We start from the raw sequence: 25,620 nt of genomic DNA on the forward strand, positions 1-25,620 counted from the left end.
ATCCGGGTCACGACCAGCCGACGAGGGAGGGGTGTGGGGTGCGATCACCGACCGGTCCGGACGCGTCGCTGTGGGTGCTCGTCGACGCGCTGGAGCAGGTGCACGTCCTGCGCGACCCCAACGGCCGGATGCTGTGCCTCGACCTGCTCGCCGACGAGCTCGGGTTCACCCCGCAGGTGCAGGCCTTCCCCTCCCTGCGCATGCACCTGTTCAGCATCGTGCTGGCGTGCAGGCAGCACCGGGACGGGCTGGTGACGCTGCTCAAGGTGCTGGACCAGATGGATCCGCGGTCCACGACGGTGCGGCGGGCCTGCCAGGTGTTCGAGAACATGCGCGCCGCCGACCTGCTGTCGCACCGCGAACGGGAACGGCTGCTGGACCTGTTCTCCCACACCACGTGCACGACCGTGGCCGAGCTGTGCCGGACCGCCGCCGGTCCCGCCGCCGCCGAGCCCGCCGTGGAACCCGAGGAGCTGGCCGACGCGCTCGCCCACCTGGAGCAGCTCAACGCCCGGTCCGACGGCCTTCCCCCGCTCGTGGTGTTCGTCGAGCACCTGGCGAGGCGCCTGGACGGACCGCACGCGGACCAGCTCAGGGACTGGAACGACCAGCTGGCGCGCAAGCTGGACGTGGTGGACCAGCTCAGGTCCCTGCGCGGCCGCGACGCCGAGGTCGACCCGCCAGAGGTGGACGTCGAGGCCTGCCTGGTGCTGCGGATCGAGCGGCACGGCTTCGACCGGGACACCTTCGTGCTCACCGACTGGCGGCAGAGCCACCCGACCGGCTGGTACCCCCAGCGCGGCGACGACTTCAAGGGCTCCCTCGCGGAGATCGAGGCGCGGGTGGCGGACCTGGTGGAGGAGGCCGAGGCGCACTGGGCCCGGAACGCGGACTCCATCCGGGTGGAGTTCCTGCTGCCCCACGACCTGCTGAACCTGCCCGTCGACCAGTGGAAGCTGGAGGCGAGCACCGACCTGCCGCAACCGCTCGGACTGCGCTACCAGGTCGTGCTGCGCAGCCTGGAGCGCGCCCGCACCCACCACTGGCACCGGAGGTGGCGGCAGCGGTGGGCGAGGCTGCGGTCGAGCCGGGACCACTCGGTCAACGGCGTGCCGATGACGCACTGGTGCTCGGGGAAGGCCCGCGACCTCGGCGCGCTGGAGCGGGTGCTGGTGCTGCGGGAGGAACTGGTGTCGCTCGTGCTGAGCGCCCCGCCGCCGCCCGCGCCCGCCACGACCGTCGACGAGGTCGTCATCGGCCTGCGCAGCGGCCTGCCGGTGATGATCTGGCACCGCGACGACGGGTCCCGCCGCCCGTTCGACGCCGCGATCCGCCCGCTGCTCAAGGGGCTGGGCGAACTGCCGGAGGGCGTGAGGCTGCTGCGCGGGCGGGCGCCGGGCACGGTCCGGTCCACCGGGCGCATCGGCGGCCACGTGTCGCTGCTGTGGGACGACCCCGATCGACCAGTCGAGCCGGTGGAGCTGCCCACCGCGCCGTGCAAGGAGGTACCCGCCCCATGAACCAGACGGACCCGGTCGGCGACGGCGACCCGCGCTGGTGGATCTACCGCGGCACCGGCCGGCCCCGCGCGGAAGCCGATCCGACCTCCGTCCTGCCGCCACCGCCCTCGTGGCGGACGTTCGACGGCGGCCCGGTCACACCGGTGGACCTCACCGGGGGGCGGACGGAGTACGAGCGCAGGCTCGGCGTCACGTCGGTGGTGCGGATGCAGGACATGCCCACCGACGAGATCACCATGGTCAACGCGGCCCTGTACCTGCGTCGGCCGCTCCTCGTCACGGGTCGGCCCGGCACCGGGAAGTCCAGCCTCGCCTACAAGATCGCCAGGGAGCTGAAGCTCGGTCCGGTGCTGCGGTGGCCCATCAGCAGCCGCAGCACGCTCCAGGACGGGCTCTGGGAGTACGACGCCATCGGCCGCGTGCAGGCCGCCGCGGTGCAGCGCGACCAGGAGCCGGACATCGGGGAGTTCGTCCACCTCGGACCGCTGGGCACGGCGCTGCTGCCGTACTCCTCGCCGAGGGTGCTGCTGATCGACGAGCTCGACAAGTCCGACATCGACCTGCCGAACGACCTGCTGAGCGTGTTCGAGGACGGCGAGTTCCGGATCCGGCCCCTGCTGCGGATCGCGGGCCGCCAGCCCGACGTCCGGGTGTTCACCGCCGACCAGGACAGCTCCGCCGTGGTGCACCGCGGACTGGTGCGCTGCAACGCCTTCCCCGTCGTGGTGGTCACCAGCAACGGCGAGCGGGAGTTCCCTCCCGCGTTCCTGCGCCGGTGCCTGCGCCTGGAGATGCCGGAGCCGACGGTCGAGCAGCTGGCCAACATCGTCGCGGCGCACTTCCACGGCGTGGAGCTGACGCACGCGACCGAGCTGATCCGCTCCTTCGTCGACCGCAGCGCCCGCGACGGGGGACTGGCCGCCGACCAGCTGCTGAACTCCATCTACATGGCGACCTCGGGCGCCTACGCCGTCGACGACAGCTGGCAGCGGCTGTGCGACTCCCTGTGGCGCGAACTGGGCGTGGCGGGCGTGGAATGACCGGGGGGCGACGCGACCACCTGGGCACCGGCCAACTCAGACCGGACGAGTTGGCCGACGCGCTGTGGCTCGCCGCCCAGATCCGCAACGCCAGGGACGCGCCGCCCACACCCCCGCCGGGGGCGCGGCCACCCGCGCCCCCGGCCGAGCCGCCGGAACCGCCGGGGTTCGACCCGGTGGACCCGGCCCTCCCGGAGACCACCGGCGGACCCGTCGACCGGGTGCCCGGCCGGGGTGAGCTGACGGTCGACGTCGTCGAGCCCGCGCACTTCCGGTCGGCGAGCCGCCGGGTGGCCGCCCGGTGGCGGGGGCCGTCGCAGCTGCCCGACGCCCGCGGTGTGGTCCGCGCGCTCCGGCCGCTGACGCGCACCGTCCCCTCGCGGGTGGACCTGGTCCTCGACGAGGAGGCGACCGCCGTCCGCGCCGCCGAGGAGGGCCTGTGGCTGCCCGCCCGGCGGCCCGCGCAGGTGCACCCCTTCGACGTCGTCCTGGTCGTGGACGACAGCGCGTCGATGCGGATCTGGCGCAGCGGGGTGGTCGAGTTCCGCGACCTGCTGCGGCGGCAGGGCGCGTTCCGGGACGTGCGGGTGGTGCACCTCGACACCGACCGCGAGCACGACGCCCTCGTCCTGCGCGGGCAGTCGCCCGGTGCGGTGCCGCAGGCGCCCGCCAGGGTGGCCGACCCGACCGGCCGCCGGATCATCCTCGTGCTCACCGACGGCGTCGGCGCGGGCTGGCGCACCGGGGGGATGCACGACCTGCTCGCGGGCTGGGGCCGCAGCGGACCGGTGGCCGTGGTGCAGGTGCTCCCGTCGGGCATGTGGCCGTCCTGGTCCGTCATCCGCACCGCCATGGCCAGGTGGAGCAGCCCGGCGCCGCTGCTGCCGTCCGCGCGCTGGGTCGCCGTGCCGACCGACGCCTCCGTGCTCCACGACCACGAGGGCGTGATCCCGGTGCCCGTGCTCGAACTCGACGGCCGGTGGTTCGGCCGCTGGGTGGACCTGGTGACCGCGAGCGGGACGGGAGAGGTGGAGCTGCCCGCCCTCCGACCCGCGGGTCTCGCCCCCGCGGACCCAGGGCCCGCGGTGCCGTCCGACCCGGTCGAGCGGATCCTCCGCTTCCGGCGGATCGCCACCCCGACCGCGTTCCGCCTGGCCGTGCTGCTCGCGGCGGCGCCCCTGTCCGTCCCGATGATGCGGGTCGTCCAGGAGGCGCTGCTGCCGTCGTCGACGGCGGCGCACCTCGCGGAGGTCTTCCTCGGCGGCCTGCTCCGCCCGTACGCGCATTCGGCCAACGGAATCAGTACGGGCGTACTCGAATACGATTTCCACCCCGGTGTGCGGTCGGAGCTATTGGCGGGCGGAGCGCGGTCGGACACGTCGGCGGTATTCCGGCTGGTAGCGGATTTCCTCGGCCCCCGCGTCGAGGCCGTGGGCAATCTGCGCGAAGTGCTGCGGGCACCGGACACCGCCGCGATACCGGTCCTTTCCGGTGCCGCTCTCCCGTTTCTGAGACTCCAGCACACGGTGCTCCGCGCGCTCTCCGGTCCGTATGCGCGCCGGGCGACCGCGCTCGAAGCCATAATATCGCCCAATAGGGGGGCATCGGGGAATTGGGGGGCGCCGGAGCTTGAGTCAGATGGACGAAAGCCGATAGGTTCAGCGCCGGCCGGACGGCCGGCGGTCACGCATGCGTGGCCGCCTGAGGCGATGAGAAAAACTGATGGGGTGGCTCGAATTCATGCGCACCGCGAAGACGACGTGACCGCGCTCAGCCCGAACAGGGAAGCAGCGGTGCTGCCGCACGCACGTCCCGCGCAGCAGCCCGCCGTGCTCGGCGGCGTGCCGCTGCGCAACGTCAACTTCACGGGGCGCGCCGCACTCCTCGACGACCTCCACCGGCGGCTCAACCAGGGCGACACCACAGCGGTCCTGCCGGAGGCCCTGCACGGCCTCGGCGGCATCGGCAAGTCCCAGGTGGCGGTCGAGTTCGTGCACCGCCACATGGCCGACTACGACCTGATCTGGTGGATCTCCGCCGAGGACGTCGACCAGATCCAGGCCGCGTACGTGAACCTGTGCGCCAAGCTCAAGCTGCGCGCCGAGCCCGCGGCCGACACGGCGGTGCCCGCGGTGCTGGAGGCCCTGCGCCTCGGCGACCCGTACCGCCGCTGGCTGCTGATCTTCGACAACGCCGACTCGCCGGAGGAGGTCCGCAGGTACTTCCCGCACGGCGCGGGCCACGTCCTGATCACCTCGCGGAACGCGAGCTGGGCGAGCGTGGCGTCCTCGCTGTCGGTGGACGTGTTCACCCGCGAGGAGAGCCGCAAGCTGCTCCAGCGCCGCAACCCCGCCCTCCCGGACGCCGACGCCGAGCGGCTCGCCGAGGTGCTCGGCGACCTGCCGCTCGCGGTCGACCAGGCCGCCGCGTGGAGCGCCGAGACCGGCATGTCCGCGGACGAGTACGTCCAGCTCTTCGAGGACAAGCGGGCCGAGCTGCTGAGCCTCGACCCGCAGCCCTCCGACTACCCGCTGACGGTGGCCGCGGCGTGGGACGTGTCGCTCGACCGCCTGCGCGAGCAGCACCCCGCCGCGTTGCAGCTGCTGCGGGTCTGCTCCTTCTTCGCCCCGGAGCCGATCGCGCGCAAGCTCCTCGCGGGCGTCCGCAACCTGCCGTTCCCGCAGGAGCTGGCCGACGCGCTGCGCGACCCGGTGCTGCTGGGGCGGGCGATCCGGGCGATCAACCGGTACAGCCTCGCCACGATCGACCACCGCAACGACACCCTCCAGCTGCACCGGCTGGTCCAGACCGTGCTGCGCAGCCAGATGAACCCGGAGGAGCTGCGGCAGATGCGCCACGTCGCGCACCTGCTGCTGGCCAACGGCGACCCGAACCAACCGGAGGACGTCAGCCACTGGCCGCGCTACCAGGAGCTGCTGCCGCACGTGCGCGCCACGCGGCTGATCGAGTGCGACGACCCGTGGGGGCGCAAGCTCGCCATCAACATCGCGAACTTCCTGTTCTCCTGGGGCGACCCGGAGCGGGCCCGCGTGCTGGCGTCGGAGATGGTCGAGAAGTGGAAGGTGCAGCTGCCGCCGGACCACCTGGACACGCTGATCGCGAGCCGGTGGCACGGGCGGGCACTGCGGGCGGTCGGCCGCTACGCCGAGTCCGGCCGCATCGCGGAGAACACCCTCGACCGGCTGCGGGCCACGCTCGGCGACGACCACGAGGAAACCCTGCTCACCGCGCACGGCGTCGCGTCCGACCTGCGGGCGCGCGGCGAGTTCCAGACGGCGCGGCTGCTCAACGAGGACACCTACCTGCGGGCGCGCGCCGCGTTCGGCGAGGACGACCCGGAGACGCTGCGGGCGGCGAACAACTACGCGTTGAGCATGCGCCTGACCGGCGACCTCCAGGCGGCGAGGGAACTCGACGACGACACGTGGCGCAAGCGGGCCATCGCGCTCGGGGAGGACCACCGGTTCACCCTGCTGACGCTCGACAACCTGTCCGTCGACCTGCGCGAGTGCGGTGACTACAACGGGGCCTGCCGCTTCCAGGAGAACACCGTCCGCCGGTTCCGGGACATCATCGGCAGCCACAACAGCCTGACGCTGTCCGCCATCAAGAACCTGTCCGTGGCCAGCCGCAAGGCCGGTGACCACGAGGGTGGCCGCGCGCTGTCGGAGGAGTCCTACCGGGGGCTGCTCGACCGGTACGGCGCCCGGCACCCCGACGCGATGTCCGCGGGCATGAACCACTCCGTGTCGCTGCGCCAGACCAAGGACCTGAAGGGCGCCAGGCAGCTCGGCGAGAAGATCTGGGGCCTGTACCGGGACGCGATGGGCGAGGACCACCCGTTCGCCCTGGCGGGCGCGACGAACCTCGCGGTGACCCTGCGCAACCTGGGGGAGCCGGAGAAGGCCAGGGAGCTGAACGAGCGCGCGTTCGCGCGGTTCGAGCACGTGCTGACGCCCAACCACTTCTTCACGCTGGTCTGCGCGACGAACCTCGCGAGCGACCACCACGCCCTGCGCGACTACCGGACCGCGTACGACATGGACGTCGCCGCGCGGGAGCGGTCGGAGCTGGTGCTCGGCCGCGACCACCCGTCGACCCTCGCGCTGGACGCCAACATCGCGCTGGACCTGCGCGGTCTCGGCGACGACGACCGCGCCGACGAGATCCAGGCCGAGACGGTCTCCCGTTTCCAGCGGGTGCTGGGTCCGAACCACCCGGCGACGATGGGTGCGATGCACAACGTGCGGGCCGACTGCGACATCGATCCTATGCAGATCTAACCCGTCGTGTTCCATTCGGTCGCCTTCCGGTCAACCGAATCGGAGCAGCGGCCGAAGTACGAGAATTGCGGAGAACGGACTCGCCCGGTGCCGCCGGGGTGAGTCCGTTCTCGTCATTCGGTGTGCTTTACGTCTAGTGGCGCTGACCCCGGCGCTCGATCTCATGCATGATGAAGTCGTGTCGTCGCCATTGCGAGGAGGATCGACATGATGGGGACCCCTGCGGCTGATCTGGAAACAGACCTGGCAGACCTGTCCGAATTGTCCTTGGCGCAGGTGCGGACGACGAACGGCTCGGTGTTGACCGGTTCCGTCGCCAGGCTGGTCGCCCGTACCGAACGCGCGGTTCACGTCGTTCTGGAGAACAGCGTATGCCGCGACAAGAGGTGAAGCGGATCGGCTGAGGGCACGTGACGCGTCCCCACCAGTTGGCCAGAGCGGACTTCGACTCACTCGCCACCGGTGGCGGAGGTCCGAACGCGATCAGGCACCTCGTCACGACCAACCGCAGCAAGCACCTGGCCCTGCTGCGCGCCGTGCTGGACTCGGCCGAGGCGCGGCCCGACTCGCACGGGCCCCTGGCGCCCCCCGGCGCGGCCTGGGACCTCCTGGCCGCGGCTCAGCGCGACCGGCCCGAGGTCGTCGAACGCCTGCTGCGCCACCCCGTCGTGGCCGTCTGGGCGGTGCACGCGCTGCGCAGGCTGCACCGCGCCACCACCGACCCCGCCCCGCTGTGGGTCGCGCTCGGGTACCTGCACTGCGTCGCCGCCGCCGCGGCGGTCCTCGCGGGCCTGCGGTTCAGCCTGGACGTGCCGGTCGCCGACGGGGCGGTGGTGCTGCCGACCGTCGGGCTCGCGCGCGTCCCGCACGTCCGGGAGCGGTGGGCGGTCGCGACCGCGGGCGGTGGTCCCGGCAGGCTGCGGGTCCGCGGCCCCACGGGCACGGTGCGCGTGGACGGCGACCTCACGGCCGACGCGGACGGCTGGTGGGCCGCGCACCGGCTCCGCGGTCCGGCCGCGGACCTCCTGCTGGACGACCTCGACCCGTTCCGCGGCTTCACCGGCAGGCTGCCGCCCTCCCGGCTGAGCGAGGACGAGCTCGCCCGGTGGCAGACCGGCCTGACCGAGACGTGGACCCTGCTGACCGAGCACCACGCCGAGACCGCCGCCGCGCTTGCCACGGGGCTGACCGTCCTGGTCCCCAGGCCCCCGGCGGGGCCGTTCCAGCCCTACAGCGCGTCGGCCGAGGACGCCTTCGGCTGCGTGGCGCTGTCGCTGCCGCCCACGGCGGTCGACTTCGCGGCGACGTTCGTGCACGAGTTCCAGCACAGCAAGCTCTGCGCCCTGCTGGACCTGGTCGAGCTGCACCGCGACGACGGCTCCGACAGCCGGTTCTACGCCCCGTGGCGCGACGACCCGAGGCCGCTGGGCGGGCTCCTCCAGGGCACCTACTCGTTCGTCGGCGTCGCGGGGTTCTGGCGCGCGCAGCGGCGGGTCGACGACACGCCGCTGGCGCACTTCGAGTTCGCGCACTGGCGGGAGCAGACGCGCCGGGCCGCCCGCACGCTGCGCAACGCCCCCGCCCTCACGAGCCTCGGCCGCCGGTTCGTCGCGGGCATGTCGGAGCAGCTCGCGGCGTGGTGCGCCGAACCCGTGCCCGCCGACGTGCTGTCGACGGCGCGGCTCGCCGCCGCCGACCACCACGCGACCTGGAGGCTGCGGCACCTGCGCCCCGACCGGGAGCACGTGGCGGCGCTCGCGACCGCGTGGCTGGCGGAGCGGGCGCGCCCGCTCCTGCCGGAGCCGCAGCCGACCATGATCCCGGCCACCGAGGCCCCGGACGACCCCACGCCGCGCACGACCCTGGTCCGCGCGAGCCTCGCCGACCCGGACCGGTTCGCGGCGATGACCGCCGACCCCCGGACCGTGCCCGGCACCACCGAGGCCGACCTCGCCCTCGTCACCGGCGACCCGCGCTCCGCCGCCGACGGCTACCTGGACCTGGTGCGCGACCGGCCCGACCACGCGTGCGCGTGGACCGGGCTGGGCCACGCGCTGCACGCCCAGCCCGCGGGGGCGGCGCTGCTGCACCGGCCGGAACTGGTCAGGGCGGTGCACCGCGAGGTCCAGCTCCGGTGCGGCTCCGCGCCCGACCCCGTCCGGCTGGCGGCCTGGATCGGCGTCACCTAGCCACCCCTCGCCGGGTTTCGCGCCGGTCAGGACGAGGGCCCACCTGAGCCGGGCGAAACCCGGTGGGGATCGCGGTCACCGCCGCACTGGGCGAGGCCCAGTTGGCGCCTGCCGGTCTCGGTCAGGTCGGCGGCCGTCGGCCTGCCCGTCCAGTCGACCTCGTAGTCCTCGGCCGCGAAGTCGCCGGGGCTCCTGCCCTCCAGGAACGCCCGGCCGCACCGCTCGGCGTAGGCGGCGTTCTTCTCGCAGTGCGGGCTGGCCGGGATGTACATGACGTTGCCCCAGCCCTTCTGGTCGGTGACCTCGCCGACCGAGTGGATCACGTCACCGTGCCACCAGACCGTGTCGCCGGGTTCGACGGCGGGGATCGGGGTGAGGGCGGGCAGCAGGACCGGGTGCCACCGCTCGTCGACCGGGAGGGCCTGGCCGTTGGCCGCGCCGCACAGGTCGTCGTCGGCCACGTCGTCCCGCAGCGCGCGCAGCAGGAGGTAGGCCATCGCCGACGGGATGGGGACGACGTGCAGGACGCCCTCCGTCGGCTCCATGTCCGACAGCGCCGTCCAGCCCTGGAAGGTGCGGAAGGCCGAGCACATCACGGTGGACTCGAACTCGTGCACCTCGGTGCGGTAGGCGCCGTCCCACGGGTCGTAGGCGTCGACGTCGCCGTCGAAGACGTGCCGGAACACGTCCTGGTAGGCGGGGAGCAGCCAGCGCTCGACCGAACCGGAGTCGGTGTGCGGGGACAGGCCGCCGGAGGTCGCGCCGGGCGCGCGGCGGCGGACGCGGTCGGGGTAGGCGGTGTCGCGGGTGGGGTCGAACCAGGTGCGGCCCAGCGATTCGTGCTTCCAGAAGCCGTTGAGGAAGCGGCGCACGGCGACCATGCCGTCGTCCTCGCGGGCCTCCATCTGGGGCTTGGACCAGTAGATCGGGAAGATGGACGGCTTGCCCGCGGCCAGTCCGCCGAAGACGCCGTCGTCGACGTACTCGTAGGTCTTCTCGAACTCGTTGCGGTCGAGGTAGTCGACCAGTTCGCGGTCCCACGCCTCGGCCCGTGCGCGCGGGAAGGTGCCCTTCACCACGGCGCACCCGCGCCGCCGGACGGCCTCCACGACGTCGGCGGGCACGGTGCCCGCGGCGACGTCGGCGAAGCGGACCACCGGCCAGACCTGCTCGCCGCGCTCGCGCTGGGCCACGACCTCGGCGACCTCCGCGCGCATCAGCTCCTCGGCGCGGGCGAACGCCTTCTCGACATCGCCGATCCGGGCGCGGAGCTGGGCCTTCACCGCGGCGATGGCGGCTGGCACGTCCGAGGGAACCGTGGTCACGGGGTACCTCCGAGTATTTGGTAAGGTGACCTAACTAGAACATTCGCCTACCGTAGGCCCCCCGACGGAGGGAGCGCAAGGGTGGAACGGGCGTTGCCCCAGTCGGTCCTGCGCGCGGCCACGGACCGCGCGCTGTTCGACGAGGTCGTCGGCCGTGACCGCGTGACGAGGGCCGAACTCGCCGCCGCGACCGGCTTCTCCAAGCCCACCGTCTCCGAGTCCGTGCGTCGGCTGACCGGCGGCGGGCTGCTCGCGGCCACCGGACCGCAGGAGACCGGCAGGCGCGGCCGGGTCGGCACGTTCTACGAACTCGGCGCCGCGGCGGGCTGGGTGCTCGCGGTGGAGGTCGACCAGTCCGGCGTCCAGTCGTGGTCGGCCGACCTCGCGGGCCGCGTGCGGCACCGGCACGAGCGGCCGCCCGGCGGCGCGGGCGACACCGGCGCGCTGGTCGACGCGCTGCGCGCCGTCGTCACCTCGGCGCTCGCCACGGCCCCGGCGGGCCCGCTGCGCGCCGTCGCGGTCTCCCTGGCGAACCCGGTCCACCCGACCACGCACGAGGTCATCGCCCTGCCCGGCACGCCGTTCCCGGAGGGCCTGGTGAGCCCGTCCGCCGTCCTCGCGGACCTGGTGACCGCGCCCGTGCTCGTCGACAACGACGTGAACCTCGCCGCGCTCGCCGAGCAGGGCTCCGTCGGCGCGTCGAGCTTCGCCTACGTCTACGTCGGCGCCGGCCTCGGCCTCGGCCTCTACCTCGGCGACCGGCTGGTGCGCGGCGCGCACGGCCTGGCGGGGGAGATCGGCTACCTGCCCGGCTCCGGCCCCCGCACGCTGGCCGCCGAACTCGCGGCCGACGGGTTCGGCCGCTCCGACGCCCCCTCCAACGACGTCGCGGCGGTGCTGGAGGCCCTGGACGGGCACGACCGCAGGGCGCTGGCCGTGCTGGTCTCCGCCGTCACGCGCGTCGTCGCGTCCGTCACGGCCGTCGTCGACCCCGAGGTGGTCCTCCTCGGCGGCCCGGTCGGCACGCACCCGACCCTGCTCGCCCCGGTCCGCGAGGCCATGGCCGCCCTCTCGCCCAGCCCCACCCTGGTCGACCACGGCACGCTCGGCGTCCTCGCCCCGCTGCACGGCGCCGTCCGCCTGGCGCTCGACCACGCCGTGCGGACGGCCGTCACCGCCCTGCCCTAGCGTGGGGGGCATGACGAACTGGGCCGCGATCGTGCTCGCCGGGGGCTCCGGGCGCAGGCTCGGCGGCGTCGACAAGGCCGGGGTCGTGCTCGGCGGCGCGACGCTGCTCGACCGCGCCCTCGCGGCCGTCGCGGGCGCGGCGCCCGTCGTCGTGGTCGGGCCCGAGCGCGCCGCCGACGGTGTCGTGTGGACACGGGAGGACCCGCCCGGCGGGGGACCGGTGGCGGGACTGGCCGCCGGGTTGGCGGCCGTGACCGATGTGGACCTCGTGGCCGTCCTCGCGGTCGACCAGCCGGGGGTCACGGCCTCCACTGTGGACCGTCTGCGCGCCGCCGTCGGCGACGCGTCCGGCGCGGTCCTGGTCGACGACGGGCACCTCCAGTGGCTCGCCGGGGTGTGGCGGACGTCCGCCCTCCGCGCGGCGCTGCCCGCGGAACCCGGGGGGCTGCCGCTCCGGTCCGTGCTCCGCCCGCTCGCCCCCGTCGAGGTCCCCGCGCTGGCAGGCGAGGCGGACGACGTGGACACGCCGGAGGACCTGTCCACCCTTCACAAGCGCCATACCGGTGACCGGGTTGACTAGGCTCGCGAAACCGCCAGTGCCGTGTGTTTTCTAGGAGGTTGACACGTGACCGAGTCCGGTCCGGGTACCGAGGGTGCGGTGGGCGAGTCGACGCCCAACACCCCCGCGCGTGATGCCCAGTTGCTCGAACGGACCGTGTTCGAGGTCAAGCGTGTGATCGTCGGGCAGGACCGGCTGGTCGAGCGGATGCTCGTCGGCCTGCTCGCGAAGGGCCACCTCCTCCTCGAAGGCGTGCCCGGTGTCGCCAAGACGCTCGCGGTCGAGACCTTCGCGAGGGTCGTCGGCGGCTCGTTCTCGCGCGTCCAGTTCACCCCCGACCTCGTGCCCGCGGACATCCTCGGCACGCGCATCTACCGGCAGAGCAGCGAGACGTTCGACGTCGAGCTCGGCCCGGTCGTCGCGAACTTCGTCCTCGCGGACGAGATCAACCGCGCGCCCGCCAAGGTGCAGTCGGCGATGCTGGAGGTGATGGCGGAGCGGCACGTGTCCATCGGCGGCAGGACGTTCCCCATGCCGAACCCGTTCCTCGTGCTCGCCACCCAGAACCCGATCGAGAACGAGGGCGTCTACCCCCTCCCGGAAGCGCAGCGCGACCGGTTCCTGTTCAAGATCCAGGTCGAGTACCCCACGGCCGAGGAGGAGCGCGAGATCGTCTACCGCATGGGCGTCGAGGCGCCCGTGCCGAGCCAGGTGCTCAGCCCCGAGGAACTGGTGCGCCTCCAGGGCGTCGCGTCCCGCGTGTTCGTGCACCACGCCCTGGTCGACTACGTCGTCCGAGTCGTGATCGCGACCCGCGCGCCCAAGGAGCACCAGCTCGACGACGTCGCGGGCTGGGTCGCCTACGGCGCCTCGCCCCGTGCCAGCCTCGGCATCATCGCCGCCGCCCGCGCGCTCGCGCTGGTCCGCGGTCGCGACTACGTGCTGCCGCAGGACGTCGTCGACGTCGTGCCGGACGTGCTGCGCCACCGCCTCGTGCTGTCCTACGACGCGCTCGCCGACGGCGTGCCGCTCGACCACATCATCACGCGCGTCCTCCAGACCGTGCCGCTGCCGCAGGTGTCCGCCCGGCCGCAGCCGCCCACCGGCCAGCCGGTCGCGCAGGCCGGGATGGCCGGCAGGCCGTGAGCGCCGAGAAGGCCGGCGAGCGCCCGTCCTGGGCGCCGCCGGTGATGCACGGCGGCCGCATGGAGGCCGCCCTGCGCACCCTCGAACTGGAGGTGCGCCGCAGGCTCGACGGGTTGCTCCAGGGCAACCACCTGGGTTTCGTGCCCGGCCCCGGCTCCGAACCGGGTGAGGCGCGCACCTACCAGCCCGGCGACGACGTGCGCCGGATGGACTGGGCCGTCACCGCGCGCACCACCGTCCCGCACATCCGCGAGACGGTCGCCGACCGCGAGCTGGAGACGTGGATGGCGATCGACCTGTCGCCCAGCCTCGACTTCGGCACCGCCGTCTGCGAGAAGCGCGACCTGGCCATCGCCGCCACGGCCGCCGTCGCGCACCTCACCAGGGGCGGCGGCAACCGGATCGGCGCGCTCGTGTCGACCGGCGACACGCTCGTGCGCGTGCCGGCCCGAGGCGGTCTCGCGCACGCCCGCGGCCTGGTCCGCCGCGTCGCGGAGACGCCCCGCGCGCCCGAGGGCACCAGGGGAGACCTGGCCGGGGTTGTCGAGCAGCTTCGCCGCCCGCCGCGCCGCCGCGGTCTCGTCGTGGTGGTCTCGGACTTCCTGGGCGACACCGGCTGGCAGCGCCCGCTGCGCGCCCTGTCCGCCCGGCACGACCTGGTCGCGATCGAGGTCGTCGACCCCCGTGACATCGACCTGCCCGAGGTGGGCACGGTCGTGCTCGCCGACCCGGAGACGGGACGGCAGCGCGAGGTCACCGCGTCGCCGCTGCTGCGCCGCGAGTTCGCCGCCGCCGCCGCGGAGCACCGCGCCGACGTGGCCTCCGGTCTGCGCCAGGCGGGGGCGGGCCACCTCGTGCTGCGCACCGACTCGGACTGGATCGCCGACGTCGTCCGCTTCGTCGTCGCCCGCAAGCGCCGCTGGTCTGGAGGAGTCGCCTGATGTTCGGGCTCAGCTTGGGTGGGTTCGCGACTCCCTGGTGGTTCCTGCTCACGATCGCGGTCGCCGCGCTCGCGGGCGTCTACGTCGTGCTCCAGCGGGTGCGCCGCAGGCGGATGCTGCGCTTCGCCAACCTGGAACTGCTGGAGAGGGTCGCCCCGAAGCGCGAGGGCTGGTACCGCCACGTCCCCGCCGCGTTCCTGCTGGTCGCGTTCCTGCTGCTGACGGTCGCGCTGGCCGGGCCGACCGCCGAGCAGAAGGTGCCGCGCAACCGCGCCACCGTCATGCTGGTGATCGACGTGTCGCTGTCGATGAAGGCCACCGACATCCAGCCGTCCCGCCTGGAGGCCGCCCAGGTGGCCGCGAAGTCGTTCGCCGAGGGCCTCACCCCCGGCATCAACCTGGGCCTGATCTCGTTCGCGGGCTCGGCCACCGTGCTCGTCGCGCCGACCACCGACCGCGACGCCGTCAGCCAGAGCATCGGCGACCTGAAGCTGGCGCAGTCGACCGCGACCGGTGACGCGATCGTCGCCGCCATGGCCGCCATCGACTCGTTCGGCAAGGTCGTCGGCGGCGCGGACGGCCCGCCGCCCGCCCGCATCGTGCTGATGACGGACGGCAAGGAGACGGTCGGCACGCGCAAGGCGTTCGACGCGGCCGAGGACGCCAAGACCGCGGGCATCCCGATCTCCACGATCTCCTTCGGCACCGAGGAGGGCGTGGTCGAGATCGAGGGCCGCCGCCAGGACGTGCCGGTGGACGACGACTCGATGAAGGAGATCGCCAAGCTGTCGGGCGGTGAGTTCTTCAAGGCCGCCAGCGCCGAGGAGCTGCGCCGCGTGTACGACACGCTCGGCGAGCAGATCGGCTTCGAGAAGAAGCAGGCCGACGCCAGCAAGCCGTGGCTCGTGCTGGGCACGATCCTGGCCATGCTGTCGGCGGCGGGAGCCCTCGTGTTCAGCCAGCGCCTGCCGTAGCCCCCGGAAATTGTCGGACCCGTTCGGCAGCATGAGCCGTGTTGCCCGATCCGACGACGAGGAGAAGCACGTGGCACTGGTTCCGGTCGACCTGCCCAGCCCGCGGGACATGCGCGCGAGGTGGGCCGCGCACTCGGCGGTCGTCGCGGCGCTGGGGTACGGCGACAGCTCCCACGCCGACGGCGGCCGGTGGTACTACGACGACGGTGGCGGCAACTGGGTGGAGCTGCACCGGCTCGACGGAGACCGGGCGGTGCTGCTCGGCCACGACCACGAGTACTCCGACACCTACTACGGCCAGGCCGCCGAGTACTTCGGCGAGGACGAGACCGACCTGCTCGACGGCGCGCCCGACTGGTGGGGTGAGCCGGTGCGGGCGACGGAGGAGCCGGGGCGCTGGATCGGGTTCGTCTACGGCTACGAGGACGGCGGGTGGCAGCGGGCCGACTACGACCTGGCCGACGGCTTCACGTCGGTCGCGCCGCCCGCGGTGTCCGACGAGAGGTGCCGCGCCCTGATCGCGGCGTTCACCGGGAGACCCGAGGACGACGCGGCGGTCAGCGGCCTGATCGCCGCGGGCGCCGCTGCCACGGAGGAGCAGGTGGCGGGCGTCGTCGGCCCCTCGAAGGACGCGGCGGCGGGGGTGGTGGCCGCACGGAGGTTCCTCGACTAGGGCCGTCCGGTGCTGCTCGCCCGCGTCGTGCTCGTCGGTGGCGGGCACCGACGAGCCCGTCGCCGTGGATCGCTGTGGTCCTGCGTCGGTGTGGGTGGGCTCGGGTGGTTCGGGAGTCGCGAACCGGGCGTCCCCGCCCGTCTACCCGTGCAGGTCGCGGTAGGCGGCGGCGGCTCCGGGGTGCAGCGGGACGTCCGTGGTGCCGATGAGGCTGCGGGCGTCCAGGAACTGGGTGCCCAGTGCCTGCTCGGGCACCAGTGCGGCGGCGCGCTCGACCAGCACGCGGGTCACGGCTCCCGCGATGTCGTCCGGCAGGTCCGGGCGGCAGACGAGCAGGTTGGCGACGCCCACCGTGGGGACCTCGGCGGGGGCGCGGTAGACGCCCGCGGGAACGGAGACGGGTTCGTAGGCGCGGCCGTAGCGGTCGCGGAGGGAGGGCAGCAGATCGGAGAGCGGGAGCAGGCGGATCGGGATCCGGTCGTCCAATGTGGACACCGTCGGCGTGGGGACGCCGCCGGACCACAGGAACGCGTCGATCCGGCGGTCCGCCAACGCTTGCGCGGCCTCCGCGAGCGGCAGGTGGTCGACGCGCTCGCCCAGCTCCGCCTCCGCGACGAGCCGGTCGCCGAACACGCTGGCGCCCGAGCCGCGAGCGCCGAGCGACAGCGGTCGGCCCGCCAGGTCGCGCGCCGAGCGGGCCGGGTCGTCGGCGCGGACGACGAGCTGGAAGTAGTTCTCGTAGACGCGGCCGAGCGCGCGCAGGTCGGTGCCCGTGGCGGTGTCGGCCAGCGTGAGCCCGAGGTCGGCCCGCCGGTCGCGCAGCAGCGACAGGTTCTCCAGGCTGCCCGCCGTGACGCGGGGTGTGACGCGCACGGTCGGCCCGAGCTGGCGGGCGAGCAGCGTGGCGAAGTCGAGGTAGAGGCCGCCCTGTTCCCCGGCCGCGAGGGTCAGGTCGGCCGTCGGCGCGGTGGTGCCGCAGGCCGTGACGGCCAGCGCGCCCAGCAGGAAGGTCCGGCGCTTCACAGCGGCGGCTCCAGGGGGAGGGTGAGGCGGGCGCGCAGGCCGTGCGGGTCGACCGGCGACAGCACCAGCGCACCGCCCCGCGCGGTGGCCACGCGGTCCGCGATGGCCAGACCGAGGCCGGTGCCGCGGGGCTTCGCGCCGCCGGTGTCGCCGCGCCAGAACCGGGTCGTGGCGAGCGGGAGGTCCTCGGCGGACAGACCGGGGCCGTGGTCGACCACCTCCAGCCAGGCCGTGCCGCCCGCCCGGTCCGCGCCGATCGACACCCGGCCGCCACCGCCGTACTTGGTCGCGTTGTCCAGCAGCACGTCCAGGACCTGCGCGACGTCGGACTCCGGCCAGCGGACCAGGATCGCGAGCCCGGTCGGCACCTCGGCCTCCGCCGACCAGAAGTCCGCGCGGTCCGCCACCACGGCGCCCAGGTCGGCCAGCGCGGGCTCCCGGCCACCGGCCGCCGCCTCGGTCGCGGTGCTCTCGGCGGTGGCCAGCGCCAGCAGGCCGTCCAGCAGGGACTCCAGCCGCTCGACCTCGGCCACGGCCGCGCGGTAGGTGCCGTCCGGGCCGACCTGAGCGGACAGGACGTCCATCCGCAGCCGCAGCGCGGCCAGCGGGTTGCGCAACTGGTGCGAGGTGTCGGCGATCAGCCTGCGCTGCTGGTCGGCGGCCTCGCTCACGGCGTCGGACATGCGGTTGAACGACTCGGACAGCGCCCGCAGCTCCTTCGGGCCGCTGCTCCCCGGCACGTGCGCCCGCTGCTGCCCGGCCGCCACCGCCCGCACACCGCCCTCCAGTTCCGCGAGCGGCCGCAGCAGCCACCGCGACACCACCAGCGCCAGCAGCACGCACCCCAGCGCGGCGGCCAGCGCGCCCGCGAGCACCCACGCCCAGCCGACCGCCACGTCGGCCGCCGCCCGCTCGGTCGACGCGCGCAGCACGACGACACCGGCGACGCTCGTCCCGGTGCCCACCGGCCGGGCGAACACGACCGGCCCTCCCGACCACGGCCGGACGGTCGGGACCGGCGCGGCGGGCTGGTTGCGCAGCGCGGCGTCCACCGCCGCGGCCAGCGCCGGGTCGTCGGGGGAGAGGTCGCCGGAGCGGGCCACGACCCGCCGCTGCACGTCGATGACCAGCACCGGTTCGTCGTACAGCGCGGTGTAGGCGGTGATCTCGGCGGTCAGCGCCTCCCGGTCGCCCGTCGCGAGCGCCGCGAACCGGTCCACGTCGGCCGTGCGGCTGATCGTGAACCGCTGGGTGCGCTCGGCCGCCGTGCTCGACAGCAGCGGCAGCGCGAACGCCGTGACGGCCGTGGCCGAGAACAGCAGCAGAACGACCAGCAGCCGCCTACGCATCCGCGCTCAACCGGTAGCCGAACCCGCGGATCGTGGTCAGCACACCGGGCCGGTCGAGCTTCGCCCGCAGCTGCGTGAGGTGCACGTCCAGCGTCCGCGACACCGCGAGGTACGCGTCACCCCACACCTCGTCCATGAGCTGCTGCCTGCTGACCGCCGTGCCGGGACGGCCCGCCAGCACGGCCAGCACCTCGAACTCCTTCGTCGTCAACGCGACCTCCTCGCCCGCCACGAGCACGCGCCGCGCGTCCAGGTCGATCTCCACGTCGCCGCACCGCACCACCCGGCCGCCGGGCGCGGCCCGAGCGGCCGACCGCCGCGCCACCGCGTCCATCCGCGCCAGCAGCTCCGCCAGCCGGACCGGTTTGACCAGGTAGTCGTCCGCGCCGAGCCGCAACCCGCGCACGATCGTCCGCTCGTCACCCCGCGCCGTGAGCACCACGATCGGGATGTCGGCCACGCGGCGGACCTTCCGCAGCACCTCCAGCCCGTCGGTGTCCGGCAGGCCCAGGTCGAGCAGCAGCAGGTCGAAGTCGCGGTGCGCCGTCAACGCGTCCGCGCCCCGCCCGACCCGCTTCGGCTCGTGGCCGTTCGCCCCGAGCGCCTCCACCAGGGCGTCGGCCACCCCGTCGTCGTCCTCGACGAGCAGTACCCGCACAGTGCTCCTCCCGCGTGTGGTGGTTCAGTATCGCTTCCGGGGTGTGGACAATGCTGGGGTGAGCATCGACGAAGTGGAGTCGGCGGCCCGACTCGACGAGGCCAGCGCGGCCCTGGAAGACCTCCAGGGAGTGCTGGCCGGGGAAGAGCCCATCGAGGAGGCCCTGAAGGGGCTCGCCGAAGCCGCCGTGCGGGTCACCGCCGACGCGGGAGCGGTCAGCATCACCGTCATCGACGGCGACGACGCCAGGACGGTCGCGTCCACCAGCGACGACGTCATCCGCATCGACGCCGAGCAGTACGCCTCGGGCAACGGCCCGTGCCTGGAGGCCGCCCGCACCCTCACCCCGGTGCGCGTGGTGGTCGGCGAGACCCTCGAACGCTGGCCCGCGTTCGCCGACGCGGCCACCGACGCGGGCGTCCGCGCCTACCTCTCCGCGCCCCTCGCGGTCGGCGACGACGTCCTCGGCTCGCTCAACGTCTACGGCTACACCGACGAGGCCTTCGACCCGTACGACGAGGCCCTGCTCCGCCTCTTCACCACCGCGGCCTCCGGCGCCATCACCGCGGCCCGCCGCTCGGCGCGCTCACGCCAGATCATCGCGAACCTGACCAAGGCGCTCGTCTCCCGCGCCGAGATCGACCAGGCCAAGGGCGCGCTGATGGCCGTGCACGGCATCGAGCCCGACGTGGCGTTCCAGCGGCTCGTGGAGGAGTCGCAGGTGACGAACACGAAGCTGGTCGAGGTGGCGCGAAGACTCCTGCTGTCGCTGCGGGAGAAGTCGGGGTAGGTGCTCGACCAGGGCCGCTGAGCTGCGCGAACCCCTGTTTCGGGGTTCGGCGCGGCAGGTCGGGGCGCGGGTGTTCCCCGGTGGTGTCGAGAACTCGTCGTGCCACGCCGTCGATCTCGGGTGCTCCCGTTCGTCGGGTCACCGACACGACGAACACCGGAGGTGCGCCACGCGCCACATGCCGCTGATCTGCGCCAGGGAGGGCGCCGACCTCGACGAGGCGGCGGGGATCGCGGGGGCGGTCCTGGTGCCCGAGGCGACGATGGCGCAGCGGCTGGTGCGCGCCAAGAGGAAGATCCGCCTGTGCGGGAGGCCGGCGCGGCTGGTGCCCTCACCCGTCGTGGAGCTGAACCGGGCCGTGGTGATGGCCGACGGGCCCGCCGCGGGGCTGGTGCTCGTGCGGGCGGTGGAGTCGTCGGGTGGGTTGGAGGGCCACCACCTGCCGGCGGTGACGCGCGCGGACCTGGTGCGGCGCTTGGGGTCGCGGGCCGAGGAGGCGACCGCCCACCGGGAGGCGCTGGTGCTGGTGACCGCCGACGCCGAGGCGGTGACCGCCTGCCGGGAGGCGCTGGAGCTGGTGACCGCCGACGCCGAGCGGCGGTTCCTGCCGCGGCGGGGGCGGAGGTGGATCAGTCGGGGTCGCCGACGGACTGGAGCCGCAGCGCCCGCACCTCCTCGCGCAGGGCCCGGATCTCCGCCAGCACCTCGTCCGGGGCCTCGCGCGGCGCGGGCACGGTCGGCTGGGCCCCGATCTCGGACTCCATCGCGCTGCACACCACCGCGATGAACAGGTTGAGCATCGTGAACGTGCCGACCAGCAGGTAGCAGACGAAGAAGACCCAGGCGAGGGGTTGGGCGGGCATGAGGTCCCGCATCATGTCCGACCAGCCGTCGCCCGTGGTGATCTGGAACAGGGTCAGCACGGTCGCGCCCAGGTCGCTGAACCTCGGGTCGCCGGTGGGCTGGAACAGGTTGCTGGCCACCACGCCGCCGACGTAGAGGAGCAGCACCAGCAGGCCGGACAGGGAAACCAGGCCGGGCACGGACTTCACCAGCGCCGAGATGACGCGGCGCATGCTCGGGACCATCGACACCAGGCGCAGCGCGCGGAGGATGCGGAGCGAGCGGATCACCGCCAGCGCCCCCGCGGCGGGCAGCAGGGACACGCCGACGACCAGGAAGTCGAAGCAGTTCCACGGGTCCCTGAAGAACCCCGGCCCGTGGGCGTAGAGGCGGGCCGCCAGCTCGGCCACGAAGACGCCGAGGGCGACGCGGTCCACCGCGGTGAGGAACGCGCCGTGCTCGGCCACCAGCGACGGGGAGGTCTCGCAGCCCAGGGTCACCGCGTTCACGACGATGACCGCGATGATCACCCGCTGGAACCGCGCGCCTTCCACGACGTGGCCTACGCGGTCGCGCACCGACATGGGAGCTCCTGACAGGTTCCGTCCTCGCCTCGGCGCTAACTCCATTGGGTGACAAGGGTTGTGCGCCTCGGGTTTGTCCATTGCGGACGATAACAGGCGAGCACGGCTCGGCTTCGCGGTGTGTCCCGGTGGGAGCGGGCGGACGGCGGGGCGTCGGGCGTCCCTAGGGTGGTGGCATGACTGAGTACACGGAAGAGGAAGGCCGGACGTTCCGCACGGCCGTGTTCGGGGCGATGGTCCTGGTGTCCACGGCCGCTCCCGGTTCGCTCGACCAGGAGAGCCACGCGGGCGCCAGGGCGGTGGCCCACCTGTCGCCCGCGCTCCGCGAGGTGCTGCGGGCCGGGAAGCCCGTCCTGCCCGTGGGGTCGGTGGCCGACGTGGAGGACGGCGTGCTCCTCGCGCTGCGGCGGTCCGTCGAGATCCTCGCGGCCAAGGCGCCCGCCGAGGCCGAGGCGTTCCCCGCCGCCGTCGTGGCCATCTGCCGCGAGGTCGCCGAGGCCGACGGCCAGGTCGCCGCCGAGGAGAGCGCGGTGGTCGCGAAGGTGAGGGCCGCGCTCGCGCGGTGACACCCGGCGCGGAGGTCCGGTCCGAAGGGGACCTCCGCGCCGATCATCACGCGGTCCGAGCGCGGAGGTGCTCGCGCCGCGCCAGTTCCTCGTCGTCGACGAGCGTGAACATGGGCTCGCCGGGAGCGCACAGCATCGTCACGGTGAAGCGCAGCGGCGCGTCGGCGAGGTTGTTGCCGTCCTGGTAGTGGACGACGTCGCCGCCCGGCTCCCAGAACGCGTCCCCGGCGCGCAGCACCCGCGCGGGCTCGCCCTCCAGCTCGAAGAGCATCTCGCCCTCCAGCACGTAGCCGAACGCCGGACCGGAGTGCCGGTGGGGCGGTGAACCGGGGTCGCCCGGCGGGAACTCGACCACCACCGTCATGCCGTGGGCACCGTCCGGGATGAACGGGATCTCCACCTCCTGCAACGAGGTCAGCGCCGTCTGCCAGGCGGTCGATCGCGGTTCGGTGTCGGTCACGGGGTCCTCCAGCGGTGGTGGGTGCTCTCGCGGGGAAGACCGGACAGCGGCCACGGCTGTGACAGCCGCGCGCCCGTCTGAGTCATATGACCTTGTCGGACGCCCGTGGTTCCAGAGACTGCACAGGCACGACGGCGATCGGTCCCGCCGCGGAGGCGGGGCGCGGGCACCCACCCGGAAATTCGGGAACACGACCTCTGGTTCCCGTGACACCGGGATCGGGAGGCTCGACCACGACCACACCTGCAGACCGGAGGAAGACCGAATGTCCGCACCCACCGAAGACCGAGGTCAGCTGTCGCACCCCGTCCTCGGCGACCTCGCGCAGTGGCACGAGGCGTTCGTCGCCTACGCGGCGGCGGCCCCGACCGGCAACCCGCACTTCCCCAGCTCCCACGTCGTCGGCGCGCCGTTCGACGCGGACCGGGTGCGGGCGGGGCTGAGCTGGTTCGAGGCGACCTACGGGGGACTGGTCGGGCCGGGGCTGCTGCCGGACCTGGCGACCCTGCGCCAAGCCCTCGACCGCTGGAAGCAGGCGGGTGGGCGCACCGCCGACGGCGTGCACCGGCACCCGCACCCGGCCGCGGCGGCGGGCGCGGCCGTCACCCTGACCGGCGGTGGGCTGGCCGGGTCGGTGGAGCTGGCCTACGGGACCGCCGAGACGAACGACGAGGGATCTCCGTGCCACAACTTCTGGCACTGGCTCAACGGCACGTCCTGAACCACCGCGGGGGCGGTGTTCGCGGATTCCCACGAGGGGGGCGCATGTTATCGGGGTCGACGGCGGGAACTCGGAGGGACAGCGGGGCCGTGCTCGGTTCCCGGCTGCTCGCGGCGGGGGCGTTCGCGCTCGTGGCGGGCGCGGTGGTGGTGCACGCGATCACCTCCACCGCGCCCGAGCACCCGCACAACTGGTTCATCGCGGTCGTGTACTGCCTGCTGGGCGAGCGGATCGTGGCCCACGCGCGGCGCAACGCCGTGGGCTGGACGCTGCTCGTGACGGGCGTGTGCGGCGCCGTCGCGGCGGGGGCCGGGGCGTGGCCGGACGAGCGGTGGGCGGCGTGGGTCGGCACCTGGGTGTGGTGGCCCACGTACGCGGCGCTGCCGGTGGTGCTGCTGCTGTTCCCCACCGGACGGCCGCCCGGCCGCTGGTGGTGGGCGGCCGTCGCCGTCGCGGGCGTCGGAGTGGTGCTGCCGCTGGTCGGGCTCGGGTGGGCCTCGTGGGCCGAACCGGCCGCGTTCTGGCGGCAGGTCTCCAGCGGCACCGCTCGGCGCGGTGTCGCGGTCGGGCTGGCGATCACCGGGTTCGCCGCGTTCGGGGCCGCGCTGGCGGCGGCCGTGGCCTCGCTGGTCGTGCGGTGGCGCGGGGCGCGGGGGACGCACCGGTTCGTGGTGGGGTGGGCGCTGGTGGGCACGCTGGTGCTCGTCCCGACGCTGGGTCTGGAACTGCTGTTCGGCTCCGCCTGGGGCGCCTGGCTGGCGGCCGCGGCGGCGTTCCCTGCGGCGCTGGCGGTCGCGATCGTCCGCCACGACCTCTACGACATCGAGCTGGTCATCCACCGCACGCTGCTCTACGGGCTGCTCGGGGCGCTGCTCGTCTGCGCGTACACGGCCGTCGTGCTGGTCACCACCGCGCGCGTGCCCGCCTACCCGACCGTGATCGCCACCGTCGTGGTCGTGGCCGCTCTCGGTCCGCTGCACCAGAAGCTGCGCCGCGCGCTGGAGCGGTGGCTCTACGGCGACCGCTCCGACCCGTACCGCGCGATGGTCGCCCTGAGCCGCACGCTGGCGGAACCGCGCCGCCCGCACGAGCTGCTGCCCGCGCTCGCCGCGTCGGTCGGCCGGTCGCTGAGGCTGCCCTACGTCGAGGTCCAGCTGAGCGCGGACTCCGCGCGGTCGGGCGTCCACGGGCGCTCGTGCGGGTGGGACCGGCTCCAGGTGGACCTGTGGCACGGCGAGCAGCGGGTCGGGGTGCTCGTGGCCGAGGAGCGGGCGGGGGACGAGAAGCTCGGACCGCGGGACCGCCGCCTGCTGGAGCACATGGCGGTCCAGGCCGCCCCCGCCGTGCACGCGGCGCGGCTCGCGCTGGCGCTGCGCGCGGCCGACGCCCGGTTCGAGCAGCGGCGCAGGCAGGAGCTGCACCGGATCGGCAACGACCTGCACGACATCATCGGTCCCAGCGTCGCGGGCATCCACAAGCAGGTGAAGGGCGTGCTCAGGGCGATGAGCGACGACGACGGGAAGGCCCGAAGACGGCTCAGCGACGCCGCCGCCGACCTCGAAACGCTGACCGGGACGGTGCGGGAGGTGGTCCGCTCCACCCACGTCCTCGACCTGCGGCTGGGGCTGGAGCACGCCCTGCACCGCCTGGCCGAGCGCTTCGACGGCGAGACGGCCGTGCGGGTCGTCGCCACCGGCCGGTTCGACGACGTCCCGGCCGAGGTGGAACTGGCCGCCTACCTCGTGATCAGCGAGGCGCTGACGAACGTCGTCCGCCACGCCGAGGCCTCGAACTGCCGCGTCGACGTGGTGGGCACCGCGTGCGGCCTCGACGTGGTCGTCGCCGACGACGGCAGGGGGATGCCGGACGATCCGGTTCCGGGAGTGGGACTGGAATCCATGGAGGAACGCTGCCAGGATCTCGGCGGGGAGTTCCACGTCGAACCGTCGTCCCCCGGTACCCGCATCACGGCGCGCATCCCGTTCGGACGGACCTGACCAGCCCGTGGTGCCGGAACCCCTGCCGCCGTGTCACCGCACTGGGAGCGCACCATGACGCACACCACCGGATACCGGGTCCTGGTCGTTGACGATCACCCGATCTACCTCAGGGGCCTGCGCGACGAGTTCGAGGACGCGGGGGACGTCCACGTGGTCGGCGAGTGCGCGACCGGTGAGGACGCCGTCGCCCTCGCGGAGCGGGAACGCCCCGACGTGGTGCTGGTCGACCTCAGGATCCCGCCCGCCGCGGGCGTGTCCGCGCAGTTCTGCGGGCCGGACGTGATCCGCCGGATCGTCGAGCGGGTTCCGGAGACGAGGGTCCTCGTGCTGTCCATGCACGAGGAGCCGGAGCACGTCCGGGCCGCGCTCGCGGCCGGGGCGCTCGGCTACCTGCGCAAGGAGGAGAAGGAGATCGTGCAGGCGGTGCGCACGGTCGCCGAGGGCAAGATGGTGCTGGACCCGCTCGTCGGCAGGGCCCTCGTCGTCCAGCAGCCGCGCCCGCTCGGCCGCCTGCCGTTCCGCCTCACCGGCGCCGAGGGCCGCATGCTGGAGCTGATGGTCGGAGGGCTGACGAACCCGCAGATCGCCGCGAAACTGAGGATATCGCCCAAGACCGTGGCCAACCGGGTGCTGGAGGTCCAGCACAAGCTCCAGGTCGCCGACCGCGACGGGGTCGTCGAGAAGGCGAGGGAGATCGGCTTCACGGCCGACGGCGGGCACCCGTGAATCCGGGACGAGGCACCGCTTGTTCCTGGGAAGGCGGGAAC

Annotated in this window: 22 protein-coding genes; 16 read left to right on the top strand and 6 right to left on the bottom strand. The window is 73.8% G+C overall.

Going from position 1 to position 25,620, the window contains the following annotated elements; genetic code table 11:
* Positions 1 to 38 precede the first annotated feature (38 nt).
* From AC156L_RS32485 to AC156L_RS32505, 5 genes are all read left to right on the top strand, one after another.
* The gene (locus AC156L_RS32485) at positions 39 to 1,520 is read left to right on the top strand and encodes a VMAP-C domain-containing protein (protein WP_330882060.1); all 1,482 of its coding nucleotides are present in this window, start codon (positions 39 to 41) and stop codon (positions 1,518 to 1,520) included.
* Positions 1,517 to 2,560, top strand: coding sequence for an AAA family ATPase (locus AC156L_RS32490; RefSeq protein ID WP_330882059.1), 1,044 nt, complete (start codon positions 1,517 to 1,519; stop codon positions 2,558 to 2,560). Before AC156L_RS32485 ends, AC156L_RS32490 begins: the two co-directional genes overlap by 4 nt.
* Positions 2,557 to 6,864 carry an FxSxx-COOH system tetratricopeptide repeat protein gene (gene fxsT, locus AC156L_RS32495; protein ID WP_330882058.1) on the top strand — a complete coding sequence of 1,436 codons (4,308 nt, stop codon included), beginning with the start codon at positions 2,557 to 2,559 and terminating at the stop codon, positions 6,862 to 6,864. The genes AC156L_RS32490 and fxsT overlap by 4 nt, the downstream gene beginning before the upstream one ends.
* A gap of 207 nt (positions 6,865 to 7,071) precedes the next feature.
* On the top strand, positions 7,072 to 7,254 hold the full coding sequence (locus AC156L_RS32500) for a hypothetical protein (RefSeq protein ID WP_330882055.1): 183 nt from the start codon (positions 7,072 to 7,074) through the stop codon (positions 7,252 to 7,254).
* Positions 7,255 to 7,274: 20 nt separating this feature from the next.
* The gene (locus tag AC156L_RS32505) at positions 7,275 to 9,053 is read left to right on the top strand and encodes an HEXXH motif domain-containing protein (RefSeq protein ID WP_330882054.1); all 1,779 of its coding nucleotides are present in this window, start codon (positions 7,275 to 7,277) and stop codon (positions 9,051 to 9,053) included.
* A gap of 26 nt (positions 9,054 to 9,079) precedes the next feature.
* On the opposite strand, the gene AC156L_RS32510 is transcribed toward AC156L_RS32505, so the two are convergent.
* Positions 9,080 to 10,378 carry a DUF1479 domain-containing protein gene (locus AC156L_RS32510; RefSeq protein ID WP_330882052.1) on the bottom strand — a complete coding sequence of 433 codons (1,299 nt, stop codon included), beginning with the start codon at positions 10,376 to 10,378 and terminating at the stop codon, positions 9,080 to 9,082.
* A gap of 81 nt (positions 10,379 to 10,459) precedes the next feature.
* Between AC156L_RS32510 and AC156L_RS32515 the strand changes: the two genes are divergently transcribed.
* From AC156L_RS32515 to AC156L_RS32540, 6 genes are all read left to right on the top strand, one after another.
* Positions 10,460 to 11,566 carry an ROK family transcriptional regulator gene (locus AC156L_RS32515; protein WP_330882050.1) on the top strand — a complete coding sequence of 369 codons (1,107 nt, stop codon included), beginning with the start codon at positions 10,460 to 10,462 and terminating at the stop codon, positions 11,564 to 11,566.
* A 10-nt stretch (positions 11,567 to 11,576) separates the two neighbouring features.
* On the top strand, positions 11,577 to 12,146 hold the full coding sequence (gene mobA, locus AC156L_RS32520; RefSeq protein WP_330882048.1) for a molybdenum cofactor guanylyltransferase: 570 nt from the start codon (positions 11,577 to 11,579) through the stop codon (positions 12,144 to 12,146).
* A gap of 45 nt (positions 12,147 to 12,191) precedes the next feature.
* Complete coding sequence (locus tag AC156L_RS32525) at positions 12,192 to 13,271, top strand: AAA family ATPase (protein ID WP_330882047.1); 1,080 nt, start codon at positions 12,192 to 12,194, stop codon at positions 13,269 to 13,271.
* 44 nt (positions 13,272 to 13,315) lie between these two features.
* The gene (locus AC156L_RS32530; protein ID WP_330882065.1) at positions 13,316 to 14,212 is read left to right on the top strand and encodes a DUF58 domain-containing protein; all 897 of its coding nucleotides are present in this window, start codon (positions 13,316 to 13,318) and stop codon (positions 14,210 to 14,212) included.
* Positions 14,212 to 15,186, top strand: a complete 975-nt coding sequence (locus tag AC156L_RS32535) for a VWA domain-containing protein (RefSeq protein WP_330882045.1) — start codon at positions 14,212 to 14,214, stop codon at positions 15,184 to 15,186. The genes AC156L_RS32530 and AC156L_RS32535 overlap by 1 nt, the downstream gene beginning before the upstream one ends.
* Before the next feature lie 70 nt (positions 15,187 to 15,256).
* Positions 15,257 to 15,859: a proteophosphoglycan 5 gene (locus tag AC156L_RS32540; protein ID WP_330882043.1), complete on the top strand. Its 603-nt coding sequence runs from the start codon at positions 15,257 to 15,259 to the stop codon at positions 15,857 to 15,859.
* A gap of 141 nt (positions 15,860 to 16,000) precedes the next feature.
* Here AC156L_RS32540 and AC156L_RS32545 read toward each other — a convergent pair whose 3' ends face one another.
* Genes AC156L_RS32545 through AC156L_RS32555 form a run of 3 tightly spaced genes read right to left on the bottom strand, consistent with a single transcriptional unit; the run spans position 16,001 to position 18,889 of the window.
* Positions 16,001 to 16,882 carry a TAXI family TRAP transporter solute-binding subunit gene (locus tag AC156L_RS32545; RefSeq protein ID WP_330882041.1) on the bottom strand — a complete coding sequence of 294 codons (882 nt, stop codon included), beginning with the start codon at positions 16,880 to 16,882 and terminating at the stop codon, positions 16,001 to 16,003.
* Positions 16,879 to 18,231 (bottom strand): sensor histidine kinase, encoded by a 1,353-nt coding sequence (locus tag AC156L_RS32550; RefSeq protein WP_330882039.1) that lies wholly within the window; start codon positions 18,229 to 18,231, stop codon positions 16,879 to 16,881. Before AC156L_RS32550 ends, AC156L_RS32545 begins: the two co-directional genes overlap by 4 nt.
* The gene (locus AC156L_RS32555) at positions 18,224 to 18,889 is read right to left on the bottom strand and encodes a response regulator transcription factor (protein WP_330882037.1); all 666 of its coding nucleotides are present in this window, start codon (positions 18,887 to 18,889) and stop codon (positions 18,224 to 18,226) included. Before AC156L_RS32555 ends, AC156L_RS32550 begins: the two co-directional genes overlap by 8 nt.
* 58 nt (positions 18,890 to 18,947) lie before the next feature.
* On the opposite strand from AC156L_RS32555, the gene AC156L_RS32560 reads away from it, so the two are divergent.
* Positions 18,948 to 19,679 (top strand): ANTAR domain-containing response regulator, encoded by a 732-nt coding sequence (locus AC156L_RS32560; RefSeq protein WP_330882035.1) that lies wholly within the window; start codon positions 18,948 to 18,950, stop codon positions 19,677 to 19,679.
* Positions 19,680 to 20,308: 629 nt separating this feature from the next.
* Here AC156L_RS32560 and AC156L_RS32565 read toward each other — a convergent pair.
* Positions 20,309 to 21,106, bottom strand: coding sequence for an ion transporter (locus AC156L_RS32565; RefSeq protein WP_330882031.1), 798 nt, complete (start codon positions 21,104 to 21,106; stop codon positions 20,309 to 20,311).
* Between the two features lie 176 nt (positions 21,107 to 21,282).
* Between AC156L_RS32565 and AC156L_RS32570 the strand changes: the two genes are divergently transcribed.
* Positions 21,283 to 21,672 (top strand): hypothetical protein, encoded by a 390-nt coding sequence (locus AC156L_RS32570; protein ID WP_330882029.1) that lies wholly within the window; start codon positions 21,283 to 21,285, stop codon positions 21,670 to 21,672.
* A 46-nt stretch (positions 21,673 to 21,718) separates the two neighbouring features.
* On the opposite strand, the gene AC156L_RS32575 is transcribed toward AC156L_RS32570, so the two are convergent.
* Positions 21,719 to 22,132, bottom strand: coding sequence for a cupin domain-containing protein (locus AC156L_RS32575; protein ID WP_330882027.1), 414 nt, complete (start codon positions 22,130 to 22,132; stop codon positions 21,719 to 21,721).
* Between the two features lie 265 nt (positions 22,133 to 22,397).
* Here AC156L_RS32575 and AC156L_RS32580 point away from each other — a divergent pair, with 265 nt between their 5' ends.
* The 3 genes from AC156L_RS32580 to AC156L_RS32590 all read left to right on the top strand — a co-directional run bounded on the left by AC156L_RS32580 (position 22,398) and on the right by AC156L_RS32590 (position 25,579).
* The gene (locus AC156L_RS32580) at positions 22,398 to 22,853 is read left to right on the top strand and encodes a hypothetical protein (RefSeq protein ID WP_330882025.1); all 456 of its coding nucleotides are present in this window, start codon (positions 22,398 to 22,400) and stop codon (positions 22,851 to 22,853) included.
* Between the two features lie 89 nt (positions 22,854 to 22,942).
* Positions 22,943 to 24,850 carry a sensor histidine kinase gene (locus tag AC156L_RS32585; RefSeq protein ID WP_330882023.1) on the top strand — a complete coding sequence of 636 codons (1,908 nt, stop codon included), beginning with the start codon at positions 22,943 to 22,945 and terminating at the stop codon, positions 24,848 to 24,850.
* A gap of 54 nt (positions 24,851 to 24,904) precedes the next feature.
* Positions 24,905 to 25,579, top strand: a complete 675-nt coding sequence (locus tag AC156L_RS32590; RefSeq protein ID WP_330882021.1) for a response regulator transcription factor — start codon at positions 24,905 to 24,907, stop codon at positions 25,577 to 25,579.
* Positions 25,580 to 25,620 lie beyond the last annotated feature (41 nt).

Source organism: Umezawaea sp. (assembly GCF_057122925.1).